This is a genomic window from Nocardioides alkalitolerans DSM 16699, assembly GCF_000426525.1.
In the GTDB taxonomy this organism is placed as follows: Bacteria; Actinomycetota; Actinomycetes; order Propionibacteriales; family Nocardioidaceae; genus Nocardioides; species Nocardioides alkalitolerans.
Map to the genome: position 1 here is coordinate 881206 of NZ_KE384533.1, position 24322 is coordinate 905527.

General features: G+C 75.2%; 21 protein-coding genes. 9 read left to right on the top strand and 12 right to left on the bottom strand.

The features are described 5' to 3' along the window. Positions 1–69: 69 nt before the first annotated feature. Positions 70–1269: a CdaR family transcriptional regulator gene (locus tag K329_RS28565; RefSeq protein WP_052337190.1), complete on the bottom strand. Its 1200-nt coding sequence runs from the start codon at positions 1267–1269 to the stop codon at positions 70–72. A gap of 82 nt (positions 1270–1351) precedes the next feature. Then, positions 1352–2020: a C40 family peptidase gene (locus tag K329_RS31540; RefSeq protein WP_245596634.1), complete on the bottom strand. Its 669-nt coding sequence runs from the start codon at positions 2018–2020 to the stop codon at positions 1352–1354. A 383-nt stretch (positions 2021–2403) separates the two neighbouring features. Between K329_RS31540 and K329_RS28570 the strand changes: the two genes are divergently transcribed. Further along, positions 2404–3054, top strand: coding sequence for a TetR/AcrR family transcriptional regulator (locus K329_RS28570; RefSeq protein WP_052337191.1), 651 nt, complete (start codon positions 2404–2406; stop codon positions 3052–3054). A 144-nt stretch (positions 3055–3198) separates the two neighbouring features. On the opposite strand, the gene K329_RS28575 is transcribed toward K329_RS28570, so the two are convergent. From K329_RS28575 to mftA, 7 genes are all read right to left on the bottom strand, one after another. Continuing rightward, entirely contained in the window at positions 3199–3804 is a 606-nt protein-coding gene (locus K329_RS28575) for a TetR/AcrR family transcriptional regulator (RefSeq protein ID WP_052337192.1), read from the bottom strand. Between the two features lie 79 nt (positions 3805–3883). Continuing rightward, positions 3884–4621: a mycofactocin-coupled SDR family oxidoreductase gene (locus tag K329_RS0121080; protein ID WP_028474586.1), complete on the bottom strand. Its 738-nt coding sequence runs from the start codon at positions 4619–4621 to the stop codon at positions 3884–3886. Further along, positions 4618–5373 carry a mycofactocin biosynthesis peptidyl-dipeptidase MftE gene (gene mftE, locus K329_RS28580; RefSeq protein ID WP_052337193.1) on the bottom strand — a complete coding sequence of 252 codons (756 nt, stop codon included), beginning with the start codon at positions 5371–5373 and terminating at the stop codon, positions 4618–4620. The genes K329_RS0121080 and mftE overlap by 4 nt, the downstream gene beginning before the upstream one ends. A 3-nt stretch (positions 5374–5376) precedes the next feature. Beyond that, complete coding sequence (gene mftD / locus K329_RS0121090; protein ID WP_028474587.1) at positions 5377–6612, bottom strand: pre-mycofactocin synthase MftD; 1236 nt, start codon at positions 6610–6612, stop codon at positions 5377–5379. A gap of 128 nt (positions 6613–6740) precedes the next feature. Next, entirely contained in the window at positions 6741–8057 is a 1317-nt protein-coding gene (mftC, locus tag K329_RS0121095; RefSeq protein ID WP_028474588.1) for a mycofactocin radical SAM maturase, read from the bottom strand. Then, positions 8054–8428, bottom strand: a complete 375-nt coding sequence (mftB, locus tag K329_RS28585) for a mycofactocin biosynthesis chaperone MftB (RefSeq protein WP_084541485.1) — start codon at positions 8426–8428, stop codon at positions 8054–8056. Before mftB ends, mftC begins: the two co-directional genes overlap by 4 nt. Before the next feature lie 40 nt (positions 8429–8468). Further along, on the bottom strand, positions 8469–8564 hold the full coding sequence (gene mftA / locus K329_RS30520; RefSeq protein WP_084541486.1) for a mycofactocin precursor MftA: 96 nt from the start codon (positions 8562–8564) through the stop codon (positions 8469–8471). 118 nt (positions 8565–8682) lie between these two features. On the opposite strand from mftA, the gene mftR reads away from it, so the two are divergent. Continuing rightward, positions 8683–9282 (top strand): mycofactocin system transcriptional regulator, encoded by a 600-nt coding sequence (gene mftR, locus K329_RS0121110; protein WP_028474589.1) that lies wholly within the window; start codon positions 8683–8685, stop codon positions 9280–9282. A gap of 294 nt (positions 9283–9576) precedes the next feature. Here the strand turns inward: mftR and K329_RS0121115 are convergent, their stop codons facing one another. Both K329_RS0121115 and K329_RS0121120 read right to left on the bottom strand, forming a co-directional pair. Continuing rightward, positions 9577–10332, bottom strand: coding sequence for an SDR family NAD(P)-dependent oxidoreductase (locus K329_RS0121115; protein WP_028474590.1), 756 nt, complete (start codon positions 10330–10332; stop codon positions 9577–9579). 55 nt (positions 10333–10387) lie between these two features. Continuing rightward, entirely contained in the window at positions 10388–11557 is a 1170-nt protein-coding gene (locus tag K329_RS0121120; protein WP_028474591.1) for an acyl-CoA dehydrogenase family protein, read from the bottom strand. Between the two features lie 113 nt (positions 11558–11670). On the opposite strand from K329_RS0121120, the gene K329_RS0121125 reads away from it, so the two are divergent. Further along, positions 11671–12255: a TetR/AcrR family transcriptional regulator gene (locus K329_RS0121125; RefSeq protein WP_028474592.1), complete on the top strand. Its 585-nt coding sequence runs from the start codon at positions 11671–11673 to the stop codon at positions 12253–12255. A 146-nt stretch (positions 12256–12401) separates the two neighbouring features. After that, positions 12402–12581 (top strand): hypothetical protein, encoded by a 180-nt coding sequence (locus tag K329_RS0121130; protein WP_028474593.1) that lies wholly within the window; start codon positions 12402–12404, stop codon positions 12579–12581. 35 nt (positions 12582–12616) lie between these two features. Here K329_RS0121130 and K329_RS0121135 read toward each other — a convergent pair whose 3' ends face one another. After that, on the bottom strand, positions 12617–12910 hold the full coding sequence (locus tag K329_RS0121135) for a chorismate mutase (protein WP_245596635.1): 294 nt from the start codon (positions 12908–12910) through the stop codon (positions 12617–12619). A 275-nt stretch (positions 12911–13185) separates the two neighbouring features. Here K329_RS0121135 and K329_RS28590 point away from each other — a divergent pair, with 275 nt between their 5' ends. The 5 genes from K329_RS28590 to recD all read left to right on the top strand — a co-directional run bounded on the left by K329_RS28590 (position 13186) and on the right by recD (position 24322). Continuing rightward, positions 13186–14727: an MDR family MFS transporter gene (locus K329_RS28590; protein WP_245596636.1), complete on the top strand. Its 1542-nt coding sequence runs from the start codon at positions 13186–13188 to the stop codon at positions 14725–14727. 14 nt (positions 14728–14741) lie between these two features. Continuing rightward, positions 14742–15179 (top strand): hypothetical protein, encoded by a 438-nt coding sequence (locus K329_RS0121145; protein WP_028474595.1) that lies wholly within the window; start codon positions 14742–14744, stop codon positions 15177–15179. 97 nt (positions 15180–15276) lie between these two features. Then, positions 15277–18750, top strand: coding sequence for an exodeoxyribonuclease V subunit gamma (recC, locus tag K329_RS0121150; RefSeq protein WP_028474596.1), 3474 nt, complete (start codon positions 15277–15279; stop codon positions 18748–18750). Then, entirely contained in the window at positions 18747–22397 is a 3651-nt protein-coding gene (locus K329_RS28595; RefSeq protein ID WP_169721624.1) for a UvrD-helicase domain-containing protein, read from the top strand. The genes recC and K329_RS28595 overlap by 4 nt, the downstream gene beginning before the upstream one ends. Next, positions 22394–24322: an exodeoxyribonuclease V subunit alpha gene (gene recD / locus K329_RS0121160; protein WP_169721612.1), complete on the top strand. Its 1929-nt coding sequence runs from the start codon at positions 22394–22396 to the stop codon at positions 24320–24322. The genes K329_RS28595 and recD overlap by 4 nt, the downstream gene beginning before the upstream one ends.

Consider the following 24322-nt stretch of genomic DNA (forward strand, 5'->3'; position numbering starts at 1 on the left):
GACCTTAGGATGACGGCCGTCACACCGGCTACGGCGAACCGCACATACCTGCGGCGCTCCGGACCTCGTTCAGGTGTGCGTTCTGCCCTCGTCGCCGTCGGCGGCCACGGCGTCGTACGCCATCGTGGCGCTGCGCAGGACGGCGGCGTCGTCGGCGCGACGGAGGTCCAGCCCCGTGAGGGTGCGGATGCGCTCCACGCGCTGCAGCAGCGTGTTGCGGTGCACGAAGAGCAGCGCGGCGCCGGCCGAGAGCGAGGGGGCGCGGGTCACGGCGCGCACCGTCTCGCGGTGGACGGGAGCGAGCCGGGCGGCGGTGCGCGCCAGCCGGCGGCGCGTGCTGTCGGGCAGGTGGGCCACGGTGACGGCGAGGTCGGCGTTCCAGGTCGCCCGGTCGGCGGCGTGCGGCAGGAGCCGCGCCAGGCGGCCGAGGGCGCGGAGGTCGTGGGCCCAGGAGGCGAGCTCGTCGACGTCGTCGAGGGCGTCCACCACCACGGCCCGGGTGCCGGCCCCGCCCAGCGACGGGTCGAGCCGGCGCCCGCCGGAGGTGACGACCCAGAGCAGGCCGTGCAGCACGATGGCGCAGGTGGCCCCGGCGGGTGCGGACGACCCGGGGCGCGCGTCCGCGCGCCGGTCGTTCGTGGTCGTGACGAGGTGCTCGGCGTGGCGCGGCGGGGTCGCGGAGCCGTCCTGGTGGGGCACGGTGGCCGCCCACACCCCGATCGACCAGGGCCCGACGCCCAGGCCGGTGGCGGCGAGCCGCTCGCGCACGGCCGGCGCCGACGCGGTCGACGAGCACAGCGTCGCCACGAGCTCGCGGGCCAGGGTGCGGGTGAGGTGGTCGCTGTCGTGCTCGCGCTCCTGGGTGATGAGCAGCTGGATGGTGAGGGCGACGACGTGGGCGAGCTGCTCGACCTGCTCCGGGTCGCCGGTGACCCCGACGACCCCGGCCAGCTCGCCGTCGACCTCGAGCGGCACGTTGATGCCGGGCCGGTCGACCACGCCCTCGACGACCTGGGTGACCGCGACCGGCCGACCCGTCGAGAGCACGCGGCGGGCGGCGCGGTGCGGTCGGCCGATGCGGTCGGCCACGGTCGACGCGATGACGGTGCCGTGCGCGTCCATGAGGTTGAGGTCCTGGCGGATCGTCGAGGCGACGACGTCGACCACGCGCTGACCGATCTGCGCGTCGAGCGAGCCGGGCCCCGGGAGGGGGCCGGGGTCGTCGGGTCGCGCTCCGGCCTCGTCGCCGGGTCCTGCGTCGGCCAGCATGCCGGGCAGCGTACGACGACGGGCCCGGACGACACGAGGTCGTCCGGGCCCGTCGGGGTGGTGCTGCGCGGGAGGTGGTGCGTCAGGCCAGCGGCACGCGGCCGAAGTAGGCCGACGTCGACCAGATGCGCTCCTTCTTCACGCTCTCGCCGGAGCCGGGGGCGTGCCACACCTGGTTGTTCCCGGCGTAGATCGCGACGTGGTAGACGCGGCCGCCGTTGTGGAAGAAGACGAGGTCGCCGGGGCGGACCTGCGAGGCGGTGACGCGCACGACGGCGCCGAGCTGCTGGCTCGACGTGCGGGGCAGGCTCTTGCCGGCCTTGGCGTAGACGTAGCTGGTGAAGCCGGAGCAGTCGAAGCCGCTGCTCGGGTTGGTGCCGCCGTAGCGGTACGGCGTGCCCTGGAGGGACTGGGCGTTCTTCAGCACCTTCCAGTTGCGGTAGTCGTAGTGCCGCATGAACTCCGCCTGGGCCGCGGCCTTGGAGGAGGTCGTGGAGGCGGCCGCGCTGGCCGGGGCGGTGGTGGCCCCGACGCTCATGGCGGCGGTGGAGACGACGGCCGCGACGGCCAGGCCGGTGGCCGTGACGGTGCGACGCAGGGAGCCGGCCTCGGGGCGGGCTCCGGTGCTGGTGGTGCCGGTGGTCGGGCTGCTCGTCGAGCGGGCGAGCACACGGGCTCGTCCCTCGGCGCGGTGCAGGGGCTGGTGGAGGCCGGCGCGGCTGGGCGCAGGCACGGTGGACTCACTGTGCATGGGGGGTCCTTGCGGCGTCGCCTCCGAAAGATGACCTGTCGGGTTCGGGCTGCCGTTGCCCGGGCCTGCGCGCATCGCTGCGTCGCCGACCTTCACCCCTAGCCGCTCCCCGAGGAACGGCGTACTGCCTGGGTCTCCCGTGCTCGCCACTCGCGCTCTACGCGGTCATGTTCTCCCCAGACCGTGGCAAGCCTCGGCGCAGATCTGGGCGGCCCCGCCGGTTCCGGCGAGGACTTCAGCCGTCAACTGTGGGTGGACCCACCCACTTTGGCAACTCCTAGAACCTTCAACTTTTGTGCAATATGTCACCCGTGTAACGGCGCCCACGCGCCGCCGGCCCGCCGCGACGGCGTCGGGAGGGCCCCGCGCCGTAGGGTCGGGGCATGGAACCGCTCGAGACGTCGGCGTGGCGCGAGTACGGCGCGCCCGACCTGCCGCGGGTGCTGCTCGCGGCCCTCGACGCCTTCGCCGAGCAGGGCTACCACGGCACCTCGATCCGTGAGCTGGCCTCCCGGGCGCAGCTGTCGGTGCCGGGGCTCTACCACCACTACAGCTCGAAGCAGGACATCCTCGTCGACCTGCTCGAGGCCGTGATGCGGGAGGTCATCGACCGCAGCGAGGCCGCGCTCGCCGCCGCCGCGCCGGACAGCCTGAGCCGCTTCGACGCGCTCGTGGAGTGCGTGCTGCGGTTCCACATGTTCCGCAACCAGGGCGCGTTCGTGACCTCGAGCGAGCTGCGCAGCCTCACGCCGGCCAACCGCGCCACGATCGTCGGGCTGCGCGACCACCAGCAGCAGCTCATCGACCGGGCCGTCGACGCCGGGGTCGCCGACGGGACGTTCGCGACGCCGTACCCCAAGGCCGCCAGCCGCGCCGTCACCGTGCTCTGCACGGGGGTGGCCTCCTGGTACCGCGCCGACGGCGAGCTGTCGCCCGACGAGCTCGTCCGGCGCCACCTCGTGCTCGCGCACGGCCTCGTCGGGGTGCAGGGTCGGGCCGCGGGCCTCACCGTCGTGCCGGCCGAGGGTCCCTGACCCCCACGGGTGCCGCCGAACCGACCTCGACCCGTGTAACGCGGTGTCCACGTGACTGCACACGTGTTCCTACGCGTGTGCAGTGGCTCGGACACCGCGTTACACGGGGGTGGTGGGGGAGAGACCCCCACCGAGGACGCCCCCTCAGGGGGCCAGGGCGCGCAGCCACAGGTCGGCGTACCGCTCCCCGAGCTGCTCGGGGCTGTAGGTGCCGCCCTCGTCGAACCACCGCCACGGGCCGTTCGCGGTGTCGATGATCGCGTTCATGACGGCGGTGTCGGTGGGGGCGAGGGTGCCGTCGGCGGCGCCGGTGTCGAGCGCCTGGTGCCACAGCGCGTCGACCCGGTCGAGCACCTCGCGCAGCTCGGCGGCCCGCTCGGGGGCGAGGTGGTCGAGGTCGCGGATGGTGATCGCCTGCTGGTGGCGGTAGCGGATGACGGAGACGACGTGGGTGCGGATGAGGCCCCGCAGGCGCTCGGCCCCGGTGCCCTCCGCGACGGCCTGCTCGGCGACCGCGAGCACGTCGCTGACGTACTGCGTCACCACCATGTAGAGCAGCTCCTGCTTGGTGCTGATGTGGTAGTAGAGCGCACCCCGCTTGACCTGCACGAGCTCCTCGATGTCGGAGAGGCTCGTGGCGGCGTAGCCCTTCGTCGCGAACAGCGCGACGGCGGCGCGGAGGATCCGGTCACGGGTCGAGAGGCCCGCGAGGGACTCGGGGTCGAGCCCGGGCAGGGTGGAGACAGCCATGCGGTTCCTCGTCTGGAGCGAGCCGGTGCCGCGGATCGCGCGTCCGGTCTGGCCCGAGTGTAGGAGACCGACCGATCGGTCAGATGCCGAAGCCGCCGTCGGCCGAGACCACCGAGCCGTGCAGCGCGGCGCCCGCGGGCGAGCAGCAGGCCGCGACCACGTCGGCGATCTCGGCGGGCTCCAGGGGTCGGCGCAGGCCCTGGTGGCGGGCCAGCTCGGCGATGCCCTCCTCCCCGCTCAGCCCGTAGAGGGCCGCGGTGGCGGTGAGCATCGGGGTGCGGGTGGCGCCGGGCGAGACCGCGACCGCGGTGACCCCGGTGCCGACCAGGTCGGCCGCGAGGCCTCGCACGATGCCGATGACGGCGTGCTTGACGGTCGTGTACGCCGACAGCGAGAACAGGCCATGCTCCCCGGCGGCCGACGCGATCGCCACGAACCGGGCGAGGTGCGGCTCCGGCCCGGCGAGCAGGTGGGGCACGGTGACGGCGGCGGTGGTCCAGACGCCCTTGGCGTCGACCTCCCAGAGCTCGTCGAGCACCTCTGGCGGGGTCTCCCACAGCGGGGCGCCGCCCCCGACGACGGCCGCGGCGGCGACCACGGCGTCCAGGCGGCCGCGTCGCGCGACGACGTCGGCGGCGAGCGCGGCCAGCGCCGGGGCGTCCCGCACGTCCACGACGTGCGACTCCACCGCCGGTCCCGTCACGGGCGCGACGTCGACGCCCACGACGTCGTAGCCGTCCCGGGCCAGCGCGGCGAGCGTCGCCGTGCCGATGCCGCCCGCGGCTCCCGTCACGAGCGCCACGCGCCGCCCGCTCACCCGCCCGCTCCCCCGACCGCCCCGGACCGCTCCGGGTGGACGGCCGCGGGGTGCAGCAGGCCGCGTTCGTCGGGCAGGCCGTGGCGTACGGCGTGGAGCACGTCCCGCACGATGCCCGCGACCAGCACGCGCCCGTGCTCCGCGGTGGCGCCCGTCGGGTCGCCCAGCACGCCGTTCGGCGAGACCGCCCTCACGCCGCCGCTCATCAGGGTCGGGAGGATCTCGGAGAGGGCGTCGGTGCAGCCGGCCTCGGCCCGCCGTACGTCGACGTCGGCGGGCCGCAGGTGGAGCATGATCGAGGTCTCCGTGAGCCCGGCGTGGAGGTCGACCTCCTCGGTCGCGCACGCCACCCAGGCCGCGTCGTGACCCTCCGCCCGCAGCCGCGTCACCGCCGCGGTGAGGGCGAAGACGTTGCCGCCGTGGGCGTTGACGAAGACCATCCGGTCGGCCCACAGCTGCGCCGAGCGCACCAGCTCGACGAGGAGCGTGGTGAGCACCTCGGTGCCGATCGAGAGGGTGCCCGGGAACCCGTGGTGCTCGCCGCTCGCGCCGTACACGATCGGCGGCGCCACGAGCACCGGCACCTCGTCGGCGAGGTGCACGGCGACCCGGCTCGCGACCTCGCCGGCGATGACGGAGTCGGTGTCGAGGGGCAGGTGCGGCCCGTGCTGCTCGATCGACCCCACCGGCACCAGGAGCAGGCCGCCCGTCTCGACGTCGGGCCAGGAGCGGGGCGTGAGGGCGGGGACCACGGGTCAGCCGTCCCCGAGGGTGCGGTGGAACCCCTCCGGCACAAGCAGGTGCTCGGGGCGCACGTCGTGGATGCTGGACACCCCCATGCCGCGCAGGGTCGAGTCGACGCCCGATCGGAGGATGTCGAGCACGTTGCCGACGCCCTGCTCGCCGTTGGCGGCGAGGCCCCAGAGGTAGGCGCGGCCGATGAGCACGGCCTTCGCGCCCAGCGCGACCGCCTTCACGACGTCGGACCCCCGCCGGATGCCGCCGTCGACGACCACGTCGATCTCGCCGCCCACGCGGTCGGCGATCGGCTTCACCATCCGGATGGCGGCGGGGGTGCCGTCGAGGTTGTTGCCGCCGTGGTTGCTCACCGAGATGCCCGCGACGCCCGCGTCGACGGCCCGGCGCGCGTCGTCGACCCGGCTGACGCCCTTGAGCACGAACGGCTTGCCGCCCGAGATCTGCGCCCACTGCTCGCGCATCCACGAGATGTCGTCCCACGACGGGGGCGTCGTGGTCATCCACTCGTAGTAGGCGCCGAAGAACGTGGGGCCCTTCGCTGCCCCGGGAGGCGCCAGGTTGGGGGCGGTGAGGTCGGGGATCATGCCGGTCCTCCCGAACGTCCACAGCCAGCGCGGCTTGGTGACGACCTTCGGCGCGAACCGCACCATCGTCTTCAGGTCGACCTTCTCGGGGATCTCCGGGGAGCCCCAGTCGCGGCCCATCGAGAACGACCAGTCGGTGGTGGCGATGAGGCCGATCGCGCCGGCGTCCTGCGCCCGCTGCATGCGCTGGACCATCACGTCGCGCTCGCCGGTCCAGTACATCTGGAACATCGTGCGGGCGCCGGTGGCCACGACCTCCTCCACCGACTTCGAGGCGAAGTTCGACAGTCCCATGATCGTGCCGCGGTTCTCGGCGGCCCGGGCGACGGCGACCTCGCCGTCGGGGTGCACCGCCTGCACGCCGGTCGGGCTGATCACGACGGGCTGGGAGATCTCGTGGCCCCAGACCGTGGTCGTCTGGTCGGCCGGGGCCTTCTGGCCCGCCACGACGGGCTGGAACCCGATCTCGGCGAAGGCGCCCTGGTTGTCGCTCGCCGACTGCCCGCGCTCCGAGCCGGCGACGAGCGCGCCGTACACGGGCTGCGGGAGCCGCTTGCGCGCCCGCTCCTGCGCGACGGCGACGGACTCGAACCAGGGGTTCTGCTTCCAGGGGTTCTCGACCTTGGAGAGCCACTCGGGCTGGGCCATGACGCTTCCTTCACTGGTACGGCGGCGCGCGCACGGGTGCGGCGCGGGTGGGGCGGGAGAGGTGGTGGCCCGGCGGGCGCACGTACGGCGATTCCGCACGCCCGCCGGGCGATCGTGGGGGCGGCGCCTCAGCAGCCGCAGGCGCCCGAGGCGCAGCCGCCGGAGCTCTCGGCCGGGTCGAAGCCGGCCAGGGGGCTCTCGGCGCAGGCCGACACGGGCGCGGCCCGCGGGGTGAGCGCCGACGAGAGGTCGTCGGGCCGGCGCCCGATCGACAGCATGACCGGGGCGTTGCGGGTCGGGTTCTTCTTCGAGTGGTCCTGGCTCGCCGCCGGGATGCTGCGGTCGCCCGCGAGGGCCGACTCGCCGTACCCCTGCACGCACTCGGGGTCGGGCCCGTCGAGCGGGAGCCCGGTGAAGAACTTGGCGGCCATGCAGCCGCCGCGGCAGGTGTCGAAGAACTGGCACGACGAGCAGGCGCCGCCGGTCTGGGGCGAGCGCAGCTCCTGGAAGAGCTCGGACTGCTGCCAGACCTGCTTGAAGCCGCCGTCGGCGAGCAGGTTGCCGGCGAGGAACTCGTCGTGGATCGCGAACGGGCACGCGTAGACGTCGCCGATCGGGTCGATGAGGCAGACCACGCGGCCCGCGCCGCAGAGGTTGAGGCCCGGGAGCGCCTCGCCGAACGCGGCGAGGTGGAAGAAGGAGTCGCCGGTCAGCACGTTCTCGCCGTGGCTCATCAGCCAGTCGTAGAGCTCGCGCTGCTGCTCGGGGAGCGGGTGCAGCTCGTCCCACACGTCGGCGCCACGGCCGCTGGGGCGCAGGCGGGTGAGGCGCAGGGTCGCGCCGTACGTGTCGGCCAGGGCCTTGAACTCGTCGAGCTGGCCGATGTTCTGGCGCGTGCAGACGACGGAGATCTTCGCGTCCTTGAAGCCCGCCTCCTGGAGGTTCTTCAGGGCCGTGATCGCGGTGTCGTAGGAGCCGGGCCCGCGCACGTAGTCGTTGACCTCGGCGGTCGCGCCGTCGAGGGAGATCTGCACGTCGACGTAGTCGGTGCTCGCGAGGAAGCGGGCGCGCTCCGGGTTGAGCCGCACGCCGTTCGTGGAGAACTTCACGCCGACCTGGTGGTCGACGGCGTACTGCAGCAGCTCCCAGAAGTCGGGGCGGATCGTCGGCTCGCCGCCGCCGATGTTCACGTAGAAGACCTGCATGCGCTGCAGCTCGTCGATGACGGCCTTGCACTGCTCGGTCGTCAGCTCGCGGGGGTCGCGGCGGCCCGACGACGACAGGCAGTGGGCGCACTCGAGGTTGCAGGCGTAGGTGAGCTCCCACGTCAGGCAGATCGGGGCGTCGAGGCCGAGCTCGAACTCGTCGACCAGGCGGCCCGTGCTGGGGCGGCGGGAGGCCGGGACGGCCGGCGCGGTGGTGGGCCGCTCGGGGGCGATCGTCATGCGGCGTTCCCTTCTCGGGTGGCGCCGTCGACCGCGGGAGCGGCCGGGCGCGGACGGATCATGTCGGTGACGGCGAGACCGCTCAGCGCGCCGAGGAAGGCCTCCCACTGCGTGTCGGGGATGCCGGCGGCGGCGAGCGCGCCCTGCACGTCGTCGTGCTCGCCGAGCGCCCGCACGAGGGCGACGAGCTCGGGACGCTTGAGGAACGTCAGCTTGCGGTTGCCGAAGTGGTAGGCGAGCGCCCCGAACGGCTCGGGCCGCAGCGCGACCGCGGGCGACAGCGCCCACGGCTCGTGGAGGCCGACGGCAGGTGCCGCGGTCGGTACGGCGGGGGCCGCCGCGTCGGTCGGGTCGTTCGGGGCGTCGCTCATGTCCAGGGCTCCTGGGTCGCTCGGATGGTGGGCGAGCGGCTCAGTAGACGCCGCACATGCCGTCGATGGAGACCTCTTCGATGAGGAGCTCGGCGGTGAGCTCGGGGGTCTCGGTCGTCTCGTCGGGCTGGGTCATGACGGGTCTCCTTCACAGGGGGTGGACGGGTCGATGTGCTGTGCGCCACATTAATGACACCCGGTGCCGGATGGGAAGAGGTGCCCCGCGGAACTGCCCGATCGGAGAGGATGCGCAGATGGTCCACGAGCCGCGCCCCGGGGTCTTCGGTCGCCCGCGCACCACGACGCACGACGCCATCGAGTCGCGTGCGCTGGACCTCTTCGACGAGCGCGGCTTCGAGCAGACCACCGTCGACGACGTCGCGGCCGCCGCGGGCATCAGCCGCCGCACGCTCTTCCGCTACTTCTCGTCCAAGAACGACATCCCGTGGGGCCGGTTCGCCGACGGCCTCGCCGAGCTCGAGCGGCGCCTGGAGGCGTCGCCCACGGACGTGCCGCTCTGGCGCGCGCTCCACGAGGCGATCCTCGACTTCAACGAGCTGCCGCCCGGCGCCGAGGTGCAGCACCGCCGGCGCATGCGGCTGCTCCTCGAGACGCCGGCGCTGCAGGCGCACTCCGCGCTCATGTACGCCGAGTGGCGCGGCGTCGTGCAGCGGTTCGCGGCCCGTCGGTACGACGTCCCGGCCGACCACGTGCGCGCCGTCGTCGTCGGCCACGCGGCCCTCGCGGTGTCGCTCGCGGCCTACGAGGCCTGGCTCGCCCAGGACGACGCCGACCTCGTCGAGGTGCTCGACGAGGCCCTCGCGGCGTTGCGGGAGCACCTCGGAGCGGTCTGAGCGCGCTCGGGGCCGGTGCCGGCGGCGGCCGGGCCCGACAGGATGAGCCCGACCGCCTGATCGGGAGCCGGGACCTCCGCCGGCGAGGTCGGGGGCGCCGACCCGGCGGCGGAGGTGGCTCCGGGACCAGCGGCACCGTCGTGCCGCTGTCGGTGAGTCATCCGTTGCCCCCGTGGTGTCGGATTGGTCACAGCGCCGACTTTCTCGAGGTCGTCGCACGACGCAGCGAGCCCGGCCACCCACGGTGGCCGGGCTCGCGTCGTACCGCAGGAGCGGTGGGCGGAGGAGGGGTCGTCAGCGCGGCGCCATGCGCAGCGCGCCGTCCATGCGGATGACCTCGCCGTTCAGGTAGTCGTGGTCGATGATCGCGAGCGCCAGCTGGGCGTACTCCTCGGGCCGCGCGAGGCGCTGCGGGAAGGGCACGCCCGCCGCGAGGCCGGCGCGGAACTCGTCGGAGACGGTGGCGAGCATCGGGGTCTCGACGATGCCGGGCGCGATCGTGCAGACGCGGATGCCGTGCTGCGCCAGGTCGCGGGCGGCCGGGAGCGTGAGGCCGACGACGCCACCCTTCGAGGAGGCGTAGGCCGCCTGGCCGACCTGCCCGTCGTACGCCGCGATGCTGGCGGTGTTGATGACCACGCCGCGGGCGCCGTGCTCGAGCGGCTCGGTCTGTGCGATCTGCTCGGCTGCGAGCGTCAGCACGTTGAACGTGCCGACGAGGTTGATCTGCACGACCTTGGCGTAGAGCGCGAGGTCGTGCGGACCCTTCTTGCCGAGGATGCGCGCCGACGGGCCGATGCCGGCGCAGCTGACGACCGTGCGCAGCGGCGCGCCCTCGGCGGCGGTCGCGACGGCCGCCGCGACCTGCTCGGGGTCGGTGACGTCGGTGCCGACGTAGGTCACGCCGTCGACGCTCGGGGCGTCCTCGATCGAGCCGGGCAGGTCGAGGCCGAAGACCTCGGCCCCCTGCGCGGCGAGGGCGGCGGCGGTGGCGGCGCCGAGTCCGGAGGCCGCGCCGGTGACGATCGCGGCGGTCTGGGCGAGCTGCATGGGTTCTCCTGGGGGTGAGGCGGGCGTACGGCGGGCGGACGGCGGGGGAGCGGCGTCAGCGGACGAGCTCGAGGCCCGTCTGGGTCGAGGTGTCGAGCGAGCGGGCGATGACCATGCGCTGGATCTGGTTGGTGCCCTCGAAGATCTGCATGACCTTGGCCTCGCGCATGTAGCGCTCGAGCGGGAAGTCGCGGGTGTAGCCGACGCCGCCGAGCACCTGGACGCCGTCGGTGGTGACCTTCATGGCGTTGTCGGTGGCGACGAGCTTGGCGACGCTGGCCTCGCGGCCGAACGGCAGGCCCTGGTCGCGCAGGCGGGCCGCGTGCAGGGTCACGGCGCGGGCGGACTGCACCGCCGCCTCCATGTCGGCGAGCACGAACCCGAGGCCCTGGTGGTCGACGATCCGCTTGCCGAACGCGGTGCGCTGCTGGGCGTAGGCGAGGGAGGCGTCGAGCGCGCCCTGGGCGAGACCGGTGGCGACGGCGGCGATGCCGAGACGACCGGAGTCGAGGCCGGCGAGCGCGATGCGCAGGCCGTCGCCCTCCTCGCCGAGGCGGCGCTCGACCGGCACGCGGACGTTCTCGAACACCATGGTGGCCGTCGTCGACCCCATGAGGCCCATCTTGCGCTCGGGGTTGTCGGCGACGAGGCCCTCGGTGTCGGCCGGCACGAGGAAGCAGGAGATGCCGTTGCGGTCGTCGGAGGTGCGGGCCATGACCTTGTAGAAGTCGGCCTGCCCGCCGTGCGTCGTCCACGCCTTCGCGCCGTTGAGCACGTAGTGGTCGCCGTCGCGCCGCGCGGTCGTGCGCATCGCGGCCGGGTCGGAGCCGGCGTGCGCCTCGGAGAGGCAGTAGGCGCCGAGCAGGTCGCCGCCGAGCATGTCGGGCAGCCACTCCTTCTTCTGCTCCTCGGTGCCCTTGGTGACGAGGCCGAAGCAGGAGAGTGCGTGCACCGAGACGCCGACGCCGACGCTCGCCCACACGCGGCCGAGCTCCTCGAGCACCTGCAGGTAGACCTCGTACGGCACCCCGCCGCCGCCGTGCTCCTCGGCGTACGGAAGGCCGAGGATCCCGGTCTGGCCGAGGAGGCGGAAGACGTCGCGCGGGAACTCCGCGCTCTCCTCGGCCTCGGCGGCCCGGGGGGCCAGCTCCTTGGTCGCGAGGTCGCGGACGAGGGCGATGAGGTCGACGGCCTCCTCGCTGGGCAGCAGGCGGCGTGCGGGCACGGGAACTCCTCGGATCGCGGGGCGGGTCGTCCCGAACGATACTGGACGACGTTCTGCAGTATCGTCTCCGGTACTGGTCGCGGTGTCGACCCTACGACGACGAAAGGGTGGCGATGGCCCGCACGACGCAACGTCCCCGCCGTACGGCGCGCCAGGACGCCCTGCTCGACCGGCTCGTCACGCTGTTCGCCGCCGAGGGGTTCGCCCGCCTCACCCTCGACGACATCGCCGCCCGGCTCAGCTGCTCGAAGACGACGCTCTACGCGCTGGCGTCGTCGAAGCAGGAGCTCGTGGTCGAGGCGGCGCGCCAGTACTTCCGCGTCGCGACCGCCGAGGTCGAGGCGGGTCTGGACGGGGTCGAGGGCTGCGGTCCGCGGATCGAGGCCTACCTGCGCGGCGTGGCCGCCTGCCTGCAGCCGTTGTCGCCCGCGTTCCTCGAGGACCTCTCGGGCTTCGCGCCCGCCGCGGCCGTCTACCGCCGCAACACCGAGGCCGCCGCCGACCGCATCCGGCAGCTGGTCAGCGCGGGTGTCGAGTCGGGCGAGCTGCGCCCGGTGCACGCCGGGTTCGTCGGCGAGATGGTCGCCGCCACGATGTTCGAGATCCAGCGGGGCCGGCTCTTCGAGCGCCTCGAGCTCACGGACGCCGAGGCCTACGCCGAGCTCGCCACCTTCGTGGTCACGGCGCTGACGGACTGAGCGGGGCGCGGGCCTCCGCCCCGAGACGGAGATCGGCGCGGTGGGACTCCGTCCCCGGACGGTGGCCCGAGCCGCGCTCGGGCAGGAGGGTGGGAAGGAACCGATCCGTCCCCGGCCCGCCGTGGCCGTCCTGAGGAGTGACCCGCATGAACCGCTCGACGACCGCCTCGACGCTCGGCTGGAGCACGCTGGTGCTGGCCGGCGCCACCGTCGTGCTCGTGATGACCGCCCTGCTGCCGTCGGCTGCGATCACCGCGGCGCTGGCCGTCGCCTGCCTGACGGGCTGGGACCACCTGCGCCGAGAGCGTCGTACGACGTCGGTCTGACCGGCCCGCCCTCGAGGCGCTCCGACGGGCTCGGGTCAGGCGTCCTCGGCGATCCGCTGGTGGTGGTGGATCACCTCGGCGATGACGAAGTTGAGGAACTTCTCGGCGAACACCGGGTCGAGCCCGGCGGTCAGGGCGAGGTCGCGGAGCCGCTCGATCTGGCGCTCCTCGCGGGCCGGGTCGGCCGGCGGCAGCCCCTGCGTCGCCTTGAGCACGCCGACCTGCTGGGTGCACTTGAACCGCTCCGCGAGCAGGTGGACGAGCGCTGCGTCGATGTTGTCGATGCTGGAGCGCAGGCGGAGGAGCTCGGGCGGCGCGTCGGAGGTCACGCCGCTCAGGATAGGAGCGCACGGTCCGACGCCCCACCCCGCGTCCACGGGTGGTGGGGCGGGCGTCGTACGCGCCGGCGGGTCCGGGTGCATCCCGGGTCCAGGGCCGTCCCGTGTCCCGGGTCACCGCGAAAGCCGGTGGCTGCGCGTCGATGACTTCTGGCACCCTCGGGGGTCGACACCCCAGTGAGCCAACGACCCGGTGTCCCCCGGCCGGCCGCGCCCGTCGCGCGGCACCACGGCCGACCGTCCGACGTACCCCCGAGGAGCACCACGTGACCGACACCCGCGCCGAGAAGTCCGTGCCCGCGGGCCCGGCCACGCCGCCGGGCACGCCCGGGGGCGGTGCCGCGGACGCCCTGGACCGCCGCGACGTCGTCGTGATCGCCGTGCTGCTGGTCGCCAGCTTCGTCGTCATCCTGAACGAGACCGTCATGAGCGTGGCGATCCCCGTGCTGCAGGTCGAGCTCGACATCGCGCCGAGCGTCGGGCAGTGGCTGACCACGGCGTTCCTGCTCACGATGGGCGTGGTCATCCCGCTCACCGGCTACCTGATCCAGCGGCTCGGCACGCGTCCCCTCTTCGGGCTCGCCATGAGCCTCTTCACCGCGGGCACGGCGATCGCGTTCGTGGCGCCCGGCTTCGAGGTGCTGCTGGTCGCGCGCATCGTGCAGGCGACCGGCACGGCGATCATGCTGCCGCTGCTCATGACCACGGTGATGACGCTCGTGCCGCCGTCGCGCCGCGGCGTGATGATGGGCAACATCTCGATCGTCATCTCGGTGGCGCCCGCGCTCGGCCCGACGGTGTCCGGCGTGATCCTCGACCACTTCGGCTGGCGCTGGATCTTCGGCCTCGTGCTGCCCATCGCGGTCGCCGCGCTGGTGATCGGCCTGCGGATGGTGCGCTCGGTCTCGCCCACGTCCCCGGCGCGGATCGACCTCGTCTCGGTGCCGCTCGCGGTGCTCGGCTTCGGCGGCCTCGTCTACGGCCTCGTCGGGCTCGGCCACTCCGCCGAGGGCGGCTCGCACCTCCCGCCGTGGCTGCCGTTCCTCGTCGGCGGCGTCGCCCTCGTCGTGTTCGTGACGCGTCAGCTGGCCCTGGCCCGCGAGGACCGCGCGCTGCTCGACCTGCGGGTGTTCTCGTCGTACCAGTTCTGCGTCTGCATGGTCGCGATGCTCATCGCGATGGCCGCGATGCTGGGCACGCTCATCCTGGTGCCCTACTTCGCGCAGACCGTGCTCGACTACGGGCCCACCCAGACGGGTCTGATCACGCTGCCCGGCGGCCTGCTGATGGGGCTGGCGGGCCCGATCGTGGGGCGCGTGTACGACGCCCGCGGCCCCCGCGTGCTGCTGGTGCCGGGCACGATCATGGTGAGCGGAGCGCTCTGGATGCTGACCCTGGTCGACCAGGAGACGTCGATGATGTGGCTGCTCGCCACCAACATGCTGCTCTGCGTCGGCCTGGCCGCGACCTTCACGCCGCTCATGACGGCCGGCCTGGGCGCGGTGCCGCCGCCGCTCTACGCGCACGGCTCGGCGGTGCTCGGCACGTTCCAGCAGGTCGCGGGCGCGGCGGGCACGGCCCTCTTCGTCACCGTGATGACGGTCGTCGCCGCCCGCGAGCGGGACGCCGGGGTGGCCGAGGCCGCCGCCATCACCGAGGGCGTGCACACCGCGTTCCTGGTGGGCGCGTTCGTCTCGCTGCTGCTGGTCGCGGTGGCGACGCTGGTGCGGCGGCCGCCCGCGGAGCCTGCCGGTCCCGGCGATCCGGCCGTCGACCCGCACGGCGCCGACGCGACACGCGTGCCCTGACGCACACTGGTCGCGTGGACGTGACCGCGTGCATCTACTCGCCCGACGGCGCGCTCCGGCTGACGCCGGACGCGTTCCTCGACGCCGCCCTCCGGTGGTGGCCCGAGGCCGTCGCGGTCGACGTGCGACGCCGCGTGCCGCGCTCGCGCCGGGTCGGGGTCCGGGTGGGCGAGGTCGGGCGGTCGTCGTTCCAGGTCCGGCTCTCGCGCGACGGCACCGAGCTGGTCACCGACGGCGACCACGTGCAGCAGATCTGGGTGGCGCTCTGGGCGCGGGCGCTGGTGCCGTACGACGCCCCGGGCCGCGTCGTGCTCGTCAACGCCGACGCGAGCGAGGCCGCGCTGCTGACGCCCGGCATGACCGCCGCGGAGGTCTGGTCGGCCTGGCGCGGGCAGACGCAGGAGTGGCAGCGGTTCGCCCGCGGGTGGCTCTCGGGGACCTTGGCGGGCTGAGCGGGCTGCGGGTCCTCCGACGGGTCGTCCGGGGCTGTCCACAGGCCCCGAGGGTCGCGCGACCGGGCTGTCGGACGGGCGTGGCAGGCTCTCCCGCGTGTCCCTGACGATCCACCGTGCGCCCCGCACCGACCTCCTGGCCGACGGTCTCGGCGAGCTGCTCGCGCAGCCGCTCGACGACCCGTTCGCCACCGAGGTGGTCGTGGTGCCCGCGCGCGGCGTGGAGCGGTGGGTCACGCAGCGGCTCTCGCACCGGCTCGGCGCCGGTCCGCGGGGCGGCGACGGCGTGTGCGCGGGCGTCCGGTTCCTCACCCCCACCTCCCTCGTCGCCCTGCTCCTGGGGCGCGAGCGCGACGACCCGTGGGAGGCGTCCCGCCTGGTCTGGCCCGTGCTCGACGCCGTCGACGCCCACCTCGACGAGGCCTGGTGCGCTCCGCTGGCCCGTCACCTCGGCCGCCTGCTGGCGCCCGGCGAGGGCGCCGACGTGGCCGAGCTGCGCCGGTCGCGCCGCTGGTCGGTGGCGCGACGGCTCGCGGGGCTCTTCGCGTCGTACGCCGCCCAGCGGCCGCAGCTGGTCGCCGACTGGCGCGCGGGTCGCGACCTCGACGGTGCCGGCGTGCCGCTGCCCGACGACCTGCGCTGGCAGGCGGAGCTGTGGCGCCGGGTGCTCGAGCGCGTCGATGCGCCGCCGCCCGACGAGCGGCTGACCGCGACGCTGGCGGCGCTCCGGGCGGGCGGGGAGGGGCTCGACCTCCCCGCTCGGCTCTCCCTCTTCGGCCACACCCGGCTGCCGGCCTCCGAGGTGGCGCTCCTCGAGGCGCTCGCGCAGACCCGGGAGGTGCACCTCTGGCTGCCGGTCGCGTCGCCCGCCCTGGCCGCGGCGCTCGACCGGGCCGGCTCGTCGGAGGCCCGCTCGTCGGAGGGCGGGGCCGTCCTCCGCCGCGCCGACGACACCTCCGCCGGCCTCGTGCACCACCCGTTGCTCGCCTCGCTGGGGCGCGACGCCCGCGAGCTGCACCACGCCCTCGCCGCGGTGCCGGGCGCGGAGGTCGTCGACCTCGCCGCGCCCGCGGACGACGGCGCCGAGACCGACGGCACGCTGCTGGCGCTGCTGCAGGCCGACATCCGGGCCGACCGGTCCCCCGACCGCGCGCTGCGGGCCGAGCGCACCCGCGCCTCCGACCCGTCGGTGCAGGTGCACGCCTGCCACGGTCCGGCCCGCCAGGTCGAGGTGCTGCGCGAGGTGCTCGTCGGCCTCCTCGCCGACGACCCCACCCTCGAGCCCCGCGACGTGCTCGTCATGTGTCCCGACGTCGAGACCTACGCACCGCTGGTGCAGGCCGGGTTCGGCCTGTCGGTGGCGGGGGTCCCCGGGGAGCCGGCGGGCCCGGTCGACGGCCACCACCCGGCCCACCAGCTGCGGGTGCGCCTCGCCGACCGCTCGCCGGGCAGCGTCAACCCGCTGCTCGCCCTCGCGACCCGCCTGCTGGAGATGGCGGGCGGCCGGGCCACGGCGTCCGAGGTGCTCGACCTGGCGGCCCTGCCGGCGGTGCGCCGCCGGTTCGGGCTCGACGACGACGCGCTGGCGCGGGTGGAGCGCTGGGTGCAGGACAGCGGCGTGCGCTGGGGCCTCGACCCCGCCCACCGGGCGGAGTACGGGCTGGGCGGCGTCGCCCAGAACACCTGGCGTGCGGGCCTCGACCGCGTGCTGCTGGGCGTCGCGATGGCCGGTGACGAGCCCCGCTGGGTCGGCAGCGCGCTGCCGCTCGACGACGTCGGCAGCAGCGACATCGAGCTGGCCGGCCAGCTCGCCGAGCTCGTCGACCGGCTCGACACCGGCCTGCGCAGCCTCCACGGGCCCGCGCCCGCCTCGGTCTGGACGACCACGCTGGCGGCCACCGTCGCCGCCCTCACCGCCGTGCCCGCCACCGAGGCGTGGCAGGTCACCGAGCTCGAGCGCGAGCTCGCCCGCGCGACGCCGGTCGACGCCGCGGGGCTCGGCCCGGACGCCGAGCTGACGCTGCCCGACGTGCGCGCGATGCTGGCGCGGCAGCTGGGCGGTCGGCCCACGCGCTCCAACTTCCGCACCGGCACCCTCACCGTCGCCACCCTCGTGCCGATGCGCTCGGTCCCGCACCGCGTCGTCTGCCTGCTCGGGCTCGACGACGGCGTCTTCCCCCGCTCTGGCATCGTCGACGGCGACGACGTGCTCGCCCGCTCGCCGCTCGTCGGCGAGCGCGACGCCCGCAGCGAGGACCGGCAGCTGCTCCTCGACGCCGTCATGGCCGCCACCGAGACGCTCGTCGTCACCTACACCGGGGCCGGCGAGCACACGGGCGGCCTCCGCCCGCCCGCGGTGCCGCTGGGCGAGCTGGTCACCGCGGTCCGCCGCACGGCCGACGTGCAGCGCGACGTCGTGGTGCGCCACCCCCTGCAGCCGTTCGACCCGGCGAACCTGACGGTGGGTGCCGTGGAGGAGACCCGCCCGCTGACCCCGGCCGGCGCGCCCCCGCTCAGCTTCGACACCGCCGCGCTCGAGGGGGCGCTGGCGGCCCGCGGGCCCCGCACGCCGGCGGGCCCCCTCGTGACCGCGCCGCTGCGCGACCGTCCCGAGACGACCGTCGCCCTCGACGACCTGGTGCGCTTCCTGGTGCACCCGGCGCGCGACTTCCTGCGCAGCCGGCTCGACGTGAGCGTCCCGTTCGACGTCGACGAGGTCGACGACGCGATCCCGGTCGACCTCGACGGCCTCGCGAAGTGGGGGGTCGGCCACCGGCTGCTCACCGACGCGCTCGCGGGCATCGAGCCGGCCGACGCGATCGCGGCCGAGCGGCGCCGTGGCCTGCTGCCCCCGCGGGCGCTCGGCGAGACCGTGCTCGAGCGCGTCAAGGGCGACGTGCGCGACCTCCACCTCGGCACCGCGTCGCTGCGGGTCGGCGAGCCCCGCACGCTCGACGTCGACGTCGACCTCGGCGGGGTCCGGCTGGTGGGCACGGTCGGCAACGTCCACGGCAACCGGCTCGTGTCCGTCGGCTTCTCGTCCCTGCGGGCCACCCACCGGCTGACGGCGTGGGTGCGGCTGCTGGCGCTGACGGCGTCGTACCCCGACGAGAGCTTCACCGCCCACACGGTCGGCAAGGGGCGGGGGGCGCCGCAGCGCTCGATCGCCGGGCCGCTCGACCACCGGGCGGTCGACTGGCTCCGGGCGCTCGTCGACGTCCGCGCGCGGGGCCTGCGCGAGCCGCTGCCGCTGCCCGTGCGCACGGCCTGCGCCTACGCCGAGGCGATGCGTCGGGCCCGTCGCGGTGACGACGTGTCGCTCGTCGACGTCGCCGCCAAGGAGTGGACGACGTCGTTCGGCAGCGTCGTGCCGGGCGAGGCCGACGACCACCCCCACCGCCGGCTGTACGGCGACGCGGCGCCGGTCGACGTGCTGCTCGGCCCGCCGCGCGACGACGAGCGGTGGCTGCCGAGCGGCGGTGCCGACGGGCTCCACACGCGGCTGGGGCAGTACGCGTGGCGGGTCTGGGGTCCGCTGCTCGAGGGCAACGAGCAGGTGGGGGTGCTGTGAGCGCGCGGCAGATCACCGAGTTCGACGTGCTGGCGAGCGACCTGCCGACCGGTACGACGCTGCTCGAGGCGAGCGCCGGCACGGGCAAGACCTGGACCATCGGCGCGCTCGTGGCGCGCTACGTCGCCGAGGGCCGGGCCCGCCTCGACGAGATGCTCGTCGTCACCTTCGGGCGGGCGGCGAGCCAGGAGCTGCGCCAGCGGGTGCGGGGCCAGCTCGACGACCTGGCCGACGCGCTGCGCGCCACGCTGCGCGCGCTCGACGAGGGCACCGACCCCGAGGTGGCGCGCGGGAGCGACGGCACCGCGCCGGAGGGTGCGACGCCCGGGGCCGACGAGTCGGCGGCGCCCGCCCCGAACGAGGTCGTGGCGATGCTCTGCGCCGGTGGCCGTGACGAGCTGGTCGCCCGGCTCGCGCGGGTCGACGACGCCCTCGCCCACTTCGACGCCGCCACCATCGCGACGATCCACCAGTTCTGCCAGCAGGTGCTCCGCAGCCTGGGGGTCGCGGGCGACACCGACCCCTCCGCCCGGCTCGTGGAGGACGTCGACGACCTCCTCGACGAGGTCGTCGACGACCTCTACCTCCGCGGGTTCGTCGACGACGAGAAGCCGTCGTTCACCCACGCCGAGGCGCGCCGCCTGGGTCGGGCGGCGGCGTACGACCCGCAGGCCACGATCGTGCCGGAGCACCCCGCCGACGGCACCCCGGCCGCGCGCCGGGTCGGCTTCGCCCGCGCGGTGCGCCGCGAGCTCGACCGGCGCAAGCGCCGTGCCGGGCTGCTGGGCTACGACGACCTCCTCTCCCAGCTGGCCGCAGCGCTCGCCGACCACGACGCCCCGGCCCGGCTGCGGATGCGGGGCCGGTGGAAGGTCGTGCTGGTCGACGAGTTCCAGGACACCGACCCGGTCCAGTGGCAGGTCTTCGACCGCGCCTTCACGGGTGTCGAGGGCATCACGATGGTGCTGATCGGCGACCCGAAGCAGGCGATCTACGCCTTCCGTGGCGGCGACGTCGTCACGTACCTCGCCGCCGCCGCGACCGCCTCGACCCACCAGACGCTGGCCACCAACTGGCGCTCCGACGCCGGGCTGGTCGGGGCCGTCCAGCGGGTCCTCGAGGGCGCCGCGCTCGGGGACGACCAGATCGTCGTCCGGCCGGTGCACGCCCACCACCAGCGCACGCGCCTCACCGGTGCGCCCTCCGACGCGCCGTTCCGGCTGCGGGTGGTGCGGCGCGACCACGTGACCTCGGGCGGCAGCGGGCGCCAGAAGCTGTGGACGTCGACGGTGCGTCCCTACGTCGAGGCCGACTGCGCCCGCGACATCGCCCGGCTGCTCGCCTCCGACGCGCAGTTCGACGGACGCCCGCTCCAGGCCGGCGACGTCGCCGTCATCGCCCACGGGCGGCGCCAGCTGGGAGCCGTGCAGACGGCGCTGCGGGCGCTCGGGGTGCGGGCGGTGTTCGCCGGCGGCGGCAGCGTCTACGGCACGCCGGCCGCGCTCGAGTGGCTCACGCTGCTGGAGGCGGTCGAGGCGCCGTACCGCTCGGCGCGCGTGCGGGCCGCGGCGCTGACCTCCTTCTTCCCGTACGACGTGGTCGGCCTGGTCGCCGACAGCGAGGCGGCCAGCGACGAGGTGACCGACGCGGTGGCCGACACGCTCCGCGGCTGGGGCGACCTGCTCGTACGGCGCGGGGTCGCCGCGGTCTTCGAGGCCGCGGTGCGCGACGGGCTGTTCGCACGGGTCCTCGCGCAGGAGGGTGGCGAGCGCCACCTCACCGACCTGCGCCACCTGGCCGAGTCGCTCCACCAGACCGCCCGCGGGGAGGGCCGGTCGACGGGGGAGTCCCTCGGGCTGGTCGGCCTCATCGCCTGGCTGCGCGACGAGATGCGCGACGAGGGCGCCGATGGTGTCTCCGAGCGCACCCGCCGCCTCGACAGCGACGCCTCGGCGGTGCAGCTCGTGACGATCCACGGGTCGAAGGGGCTGGAGTACCCGGTGGTCTACCTGCCCTCGCTCGCCGACCGGTGGGTGCGCGACCCCGACGTGCCGCTGTTCCACCTGCCCCCCGACGCGGCGGGCACGCGGAGCCGGGCGGTCGACGTCGGCGGGCGCTCGGGCCCGCACTGGCGCGACAGCGTCGCGGCCCACGTGGCGGAGGACGCCGGGGAGTCGCTGCGCCTGCTGTACGTCGCGCTCACCCGCGCCCGCTCGCAGGTCGTCACCTGGTGGGCGCCGACCACGACCACTCCCTCCTCGCCGCTGCACCGCGTGCTGTTCGGTCGCCGTCCCGGGGAGGCGGACGTGCCCGACCCCGCCGAGCTGCCGAGCGACGCCGACGCCGCCGCCCGCCTGGCCCGGTGGGCCGAGCACGGCGGACCGGTCGTCGAGGAGGCCGTTCCGACACCGCTCCTGCCCGCCCCTGCCCCACCGGCTCCCGCGGCGCTGGCGGTGCGCCGCTTCGAGCGTCGCGTCGACACGGCGTGGCGGCGCACGTCGTACTCGTCGCTGGCGGCGGGCGGGTCGGCGGCGGGCCACGGGGCCGGGCGCGGGACGGGCTCGGTCGCCGACCTCGGCGTGACGAGCGAGCCGGAGGTGGAGCCGAAGACCGACGAGGTCGACGGTGCGGGGCCGGGTACGCCCGGCGACCTGCCCGCGCTCGCCGACGACGTCGTCTCACCCATGGCGACCCTGCCGGTGGGCGCGACCTTCGGCTCCCTGGTGCACGCCGTGCTCGAGCACGCCGACCTCACCAGCCCCGACCTCGTCGGCGAGCTGCGCGCCCGGGTGGAGGAGCAGCGCGGCTGGTGGCCGGTCGACAACCTCGACGCCGACGTCCTCGCGACCGCCCTCGCCGCCGTGGCGACCACGCCGATGGGGCCGCTCGCCGGCGACCGGACGCTGAGCTCGATCGCGACGACCGACCTGCTGGAGGAGCTGGACTTCGAGCTGCCCCTGGCGGGCGGCGACGACGCCCCGCGCGGCGCTGCCGCCGAGGCGGCCGGCGTCGGGGTGCTGCTCGGCGACCTCGGGCCGCTGCTCCGGGCACACCTGCCCGAGGGCGACCCCGTGCGCGGCTACGCCGACGCCCTCGACGCCGACCCGGCCCTCGCCGACCAGCCCTTGCGCGGCTACCTGACGGGCTCCGTCGACGTCGTCCTGCGCCTGCGCGGCCAGGGCGACGACGGGGGCGACCGCTACCTCGTCGTCGACTACAAGACCAACTGGCTGGGCCCGTACGCCGGGTCGGGCGCCGGGACGGACCTCGCGACGGACCCCGGATCGGACGAGGGGACCGGGGCAGCGCCGCTCCTGCACGCCTCCGCCTACCGGCCCGAGGCGCTCGCGGCCGCGATGCGCGGCTCGGACTACCCGCTGCAGGCGCTGCTCTACGCGGTGGTCGCCCACCGCTTCCTGCGGTGGCGGCTCGCGTCGTACGACCCGGAGCGCCACCTCGGCGGCGTGCTCTACCTCTACCTGCGCGGCATGTGCGGGCCGGCGACGCCGACCGTCGACGGCCACCCGTGCGGGGTCTTCTCGTGGCGCCCGCCGGTGGCGCTCGTGGTCGCGGTCAGCGACCTCCTCGACGGCGAGGCCCCGGCGCGGGGTCCGGGCCGTCCCGAGCGGAAGGGGCGCCGCCCGTGAGCGAGCTCTTCGAGCCCGACGGCCCCCACGACCGGCGTCTGGCCCTCGGGCAGCCCGCCGGGCTGCTCCATGACTTCAACCGGGCCGGGGTCGTCACCTCCGCCGACGTCCAGGTCGCCCGCCGGCTCGGGGCCCTGGCCGCGGCGGGCGCCCACCCGACCCCCGACGAGGAGCGCGCCCAGCTCGCCCTCGCCCTGTGCGTGCGGGCCCTCCGGTCGGGGTCGGTGTGCCTCGACCTCGACACGGTCGACTACCTCGCCCCCGAGCTGCCCGAGGGGCTGCGCTGGCCGACCTACGACGAGTGGTGCGCCGCCCTCGACGGCAGCGGCCTCGTGCAGCAGCAGGTGCTCCACCGGGAGGGGCCGCTGGTCCACCTCGACCGCTACCGGCAGGAGGAGCTGCAGATCGCGGCCGACCTGCGCGCCCGCGACGCGGTGGCGGCTCCCGAGGTCGACCTCGGGCTCCTCGACGAGGGCCTCGACCGGGTCTTCCCGGCGGAGACCGACGAGGAGCAGCGCACGGCCGTGCGGCACGCCATGACCCGGCGCACGACGGTGCTCACCGGCGGTCCCGGCACCGGCAAGACCACCACGGTCGCCGGCCTGCTCGCCCTGCTGGTGCACCAGGCCGACGCGGTGCCCGACGGCCCGGCCCTGCGGATCGCCCTCGCCGCCCCCACCGGCAAGGCCGCGGCGCGGCTGGCCGAGGCCGTGAACGAGGCGGTCGACGGCCCCGTGGAGAGCGCGGGCGGCACGGGCGGGGCCGGCGCCGGGCGCAGCCGGCTCGACGGTGCCGACCGCGACGCGCTGCGTCGGGCGGTCGCGACGGCGCAGTCCTCGACGCTCCACCGCCTGCTCGGCTCGGTGCCCGGGTCGTCGACCCGGTTCCGTCACCACCGCGGCAACCGGCTGCCGCACGACGTCGTGGTCGTCGACGAGGCCTCCATGCTGTCGCTGACGATGACGGCGCGGCTGCTCGAGGCGGTCCGCCCGCAGGCGCGCCTGGTGCTGGTGGGCGACCCCGACCAGCTCGCCTCCGTCGAGGCCGGCGCGGTGCTCGCCGACCTGGTCGCCGGCTTCCCCGAGCAGGACGGCAGCGGGCCGGTCGTGCGGCTGCGCACCGCGCACCGGTACGGCGCCCAGATCGGCACTTTCGCCGAGGCGCTCCGCGGGGGCGCGGACGACGACGCCGACGACGCGGACGCCGTCGTGCGTCTGGCGCGCGGCGAGGACGGCTCGGGCGACGCCGTGCGGTTCGTCGAGACGCCGGCGGCCGACGCCTCCCCCGAGCAGACGATCGAGGGCGTCCTGCGCGACGACCTGGTGCGGCGTGCGCTCGCCGTCCGGGCGGCGGCTCTCGTCGGCGACCCGGCCGGGGCCCTCGAGCTGCTCGCCCGGCACCGCGTGCTGTGCGCGCACCGTCTCGGGCCCTACGGCGTGCAGTCGATGAACGACCGCGTCGAGCGCTGGCTCGCCGAGGCCGACCCCGGGGTCGTGCCGGGCGGCATGTACGCCGGCAAGCCCCTGCTCGTCGTGCGCAACGACCCCCAGCTGAAGGTGTGGAACGGCGACGTCGGGGTGGTGTTCCGCACCGCCGACGGCGGGCTGCGGGTGCGGTTCGCGACCGGGGCCGGCGTGCAGCCGAAGGACGTGGCCGTGAGCCGGGTCGCCGACGTCGAGACGATGCACGCGATGACGATCCATAAGGCCCAGGGCAGCCAGGCCGACGAGGTCACCGTGCTGCTCCCCGACACCGCGTCGCGCCTGCTCACGCGTGAGCTGCTCTACACGGCCGTCACCCGGGCCCGGCTGCGCGTCCGGCTGGTCGGGTCGGAGGAGTCCCTGCGGGCCGCCTTCGGACGCCGGGTCCAGCGCGCCAGCGGCCTGCGCGCCCGCCTCGCCCCCGCGGCTGACGCGACGGGCTGA

Coding starts and splice junctions, on each gene's coding strand:
- K329_RS0121115 (WP_028474590.1), bottom strand. CDS start 10,332: ATGCAGCTCGCCCAGACCGCCGCGATCGTCACCGGCGCGGCCTCCGGA.
- mftD (WP_028474587.1), bottom strand. CDS start 6,612: ATGGCCCAGCCCGAGTGGCTCTCCAAGGTCGAGAACCCCTGGAAGCAG.
- K329_RS0121125 (WP_028474592.1), top strand. CDS start 11,671: ATGGCCCGCACGACGCAACGTCCCCGCCGTACGGCGCGCCAGGACGCC.
- K329_RS28565 (WP_052337190.1), bottom strand. CDS start 1,269: ATGCTGGCCGACGCAGGACCCGGCGACGAGGCCGGAGCGCGACCCGAC.
- mftR (WP_028474589.1), top strand. CDS start 8,683: ATGGTCCACGAGCCGCGCCCCGGGGTCTTCGGTCGCCCGCGCACCACG.
- K329_RS31540 (WP_245596634.1), bottom strand. CDS start 2,020: ATGCACAGTGAGTCCACCGTGCCTGCGCCCAGCCGCGCCGGCCTCCAC.
- K329_RS28570 (WP_052337191.1), top strand. CDS start 2,404: ATGGAACCGCTCGAGACGTCGGCGTGGCGCGAGTACGGCGCGCCCGAC.
- K329_RS28575 (WP_052337192.1), bottom strand. CDS start 3,804: ATGGCTGTCTCCACCCTGCCCGGGCTCGACCCCGAGTCCCTCGCGGGC.
- K329_RS0121130 (WP_028474593.1), top strand. CDS start 12,402: ATGAACCGCTCGACGACCGCCTCGACGCTCGGCTGGAGCACGCTGGTG.
- mftC (WP_028474588.1), bottom strand. CDS start 8,057: ATGACGATCGCCCCCGAGCGGCCCACCACCGCGCCGGCCGTCCCGGCC.
- mftB (WP_084541485.1), bottom strand. CDS start 8,428: ATGAGCGACGCCCCGAACGACCCGACCGACGCGGCGGCCCCCGCCGTA.
- mftA (WP_084541486.1), bottom strand. CDS start 8,564: ATGACCCAGCCCGACGAGACGACCGAGACCCCCGAGCTCACCGCCGAG.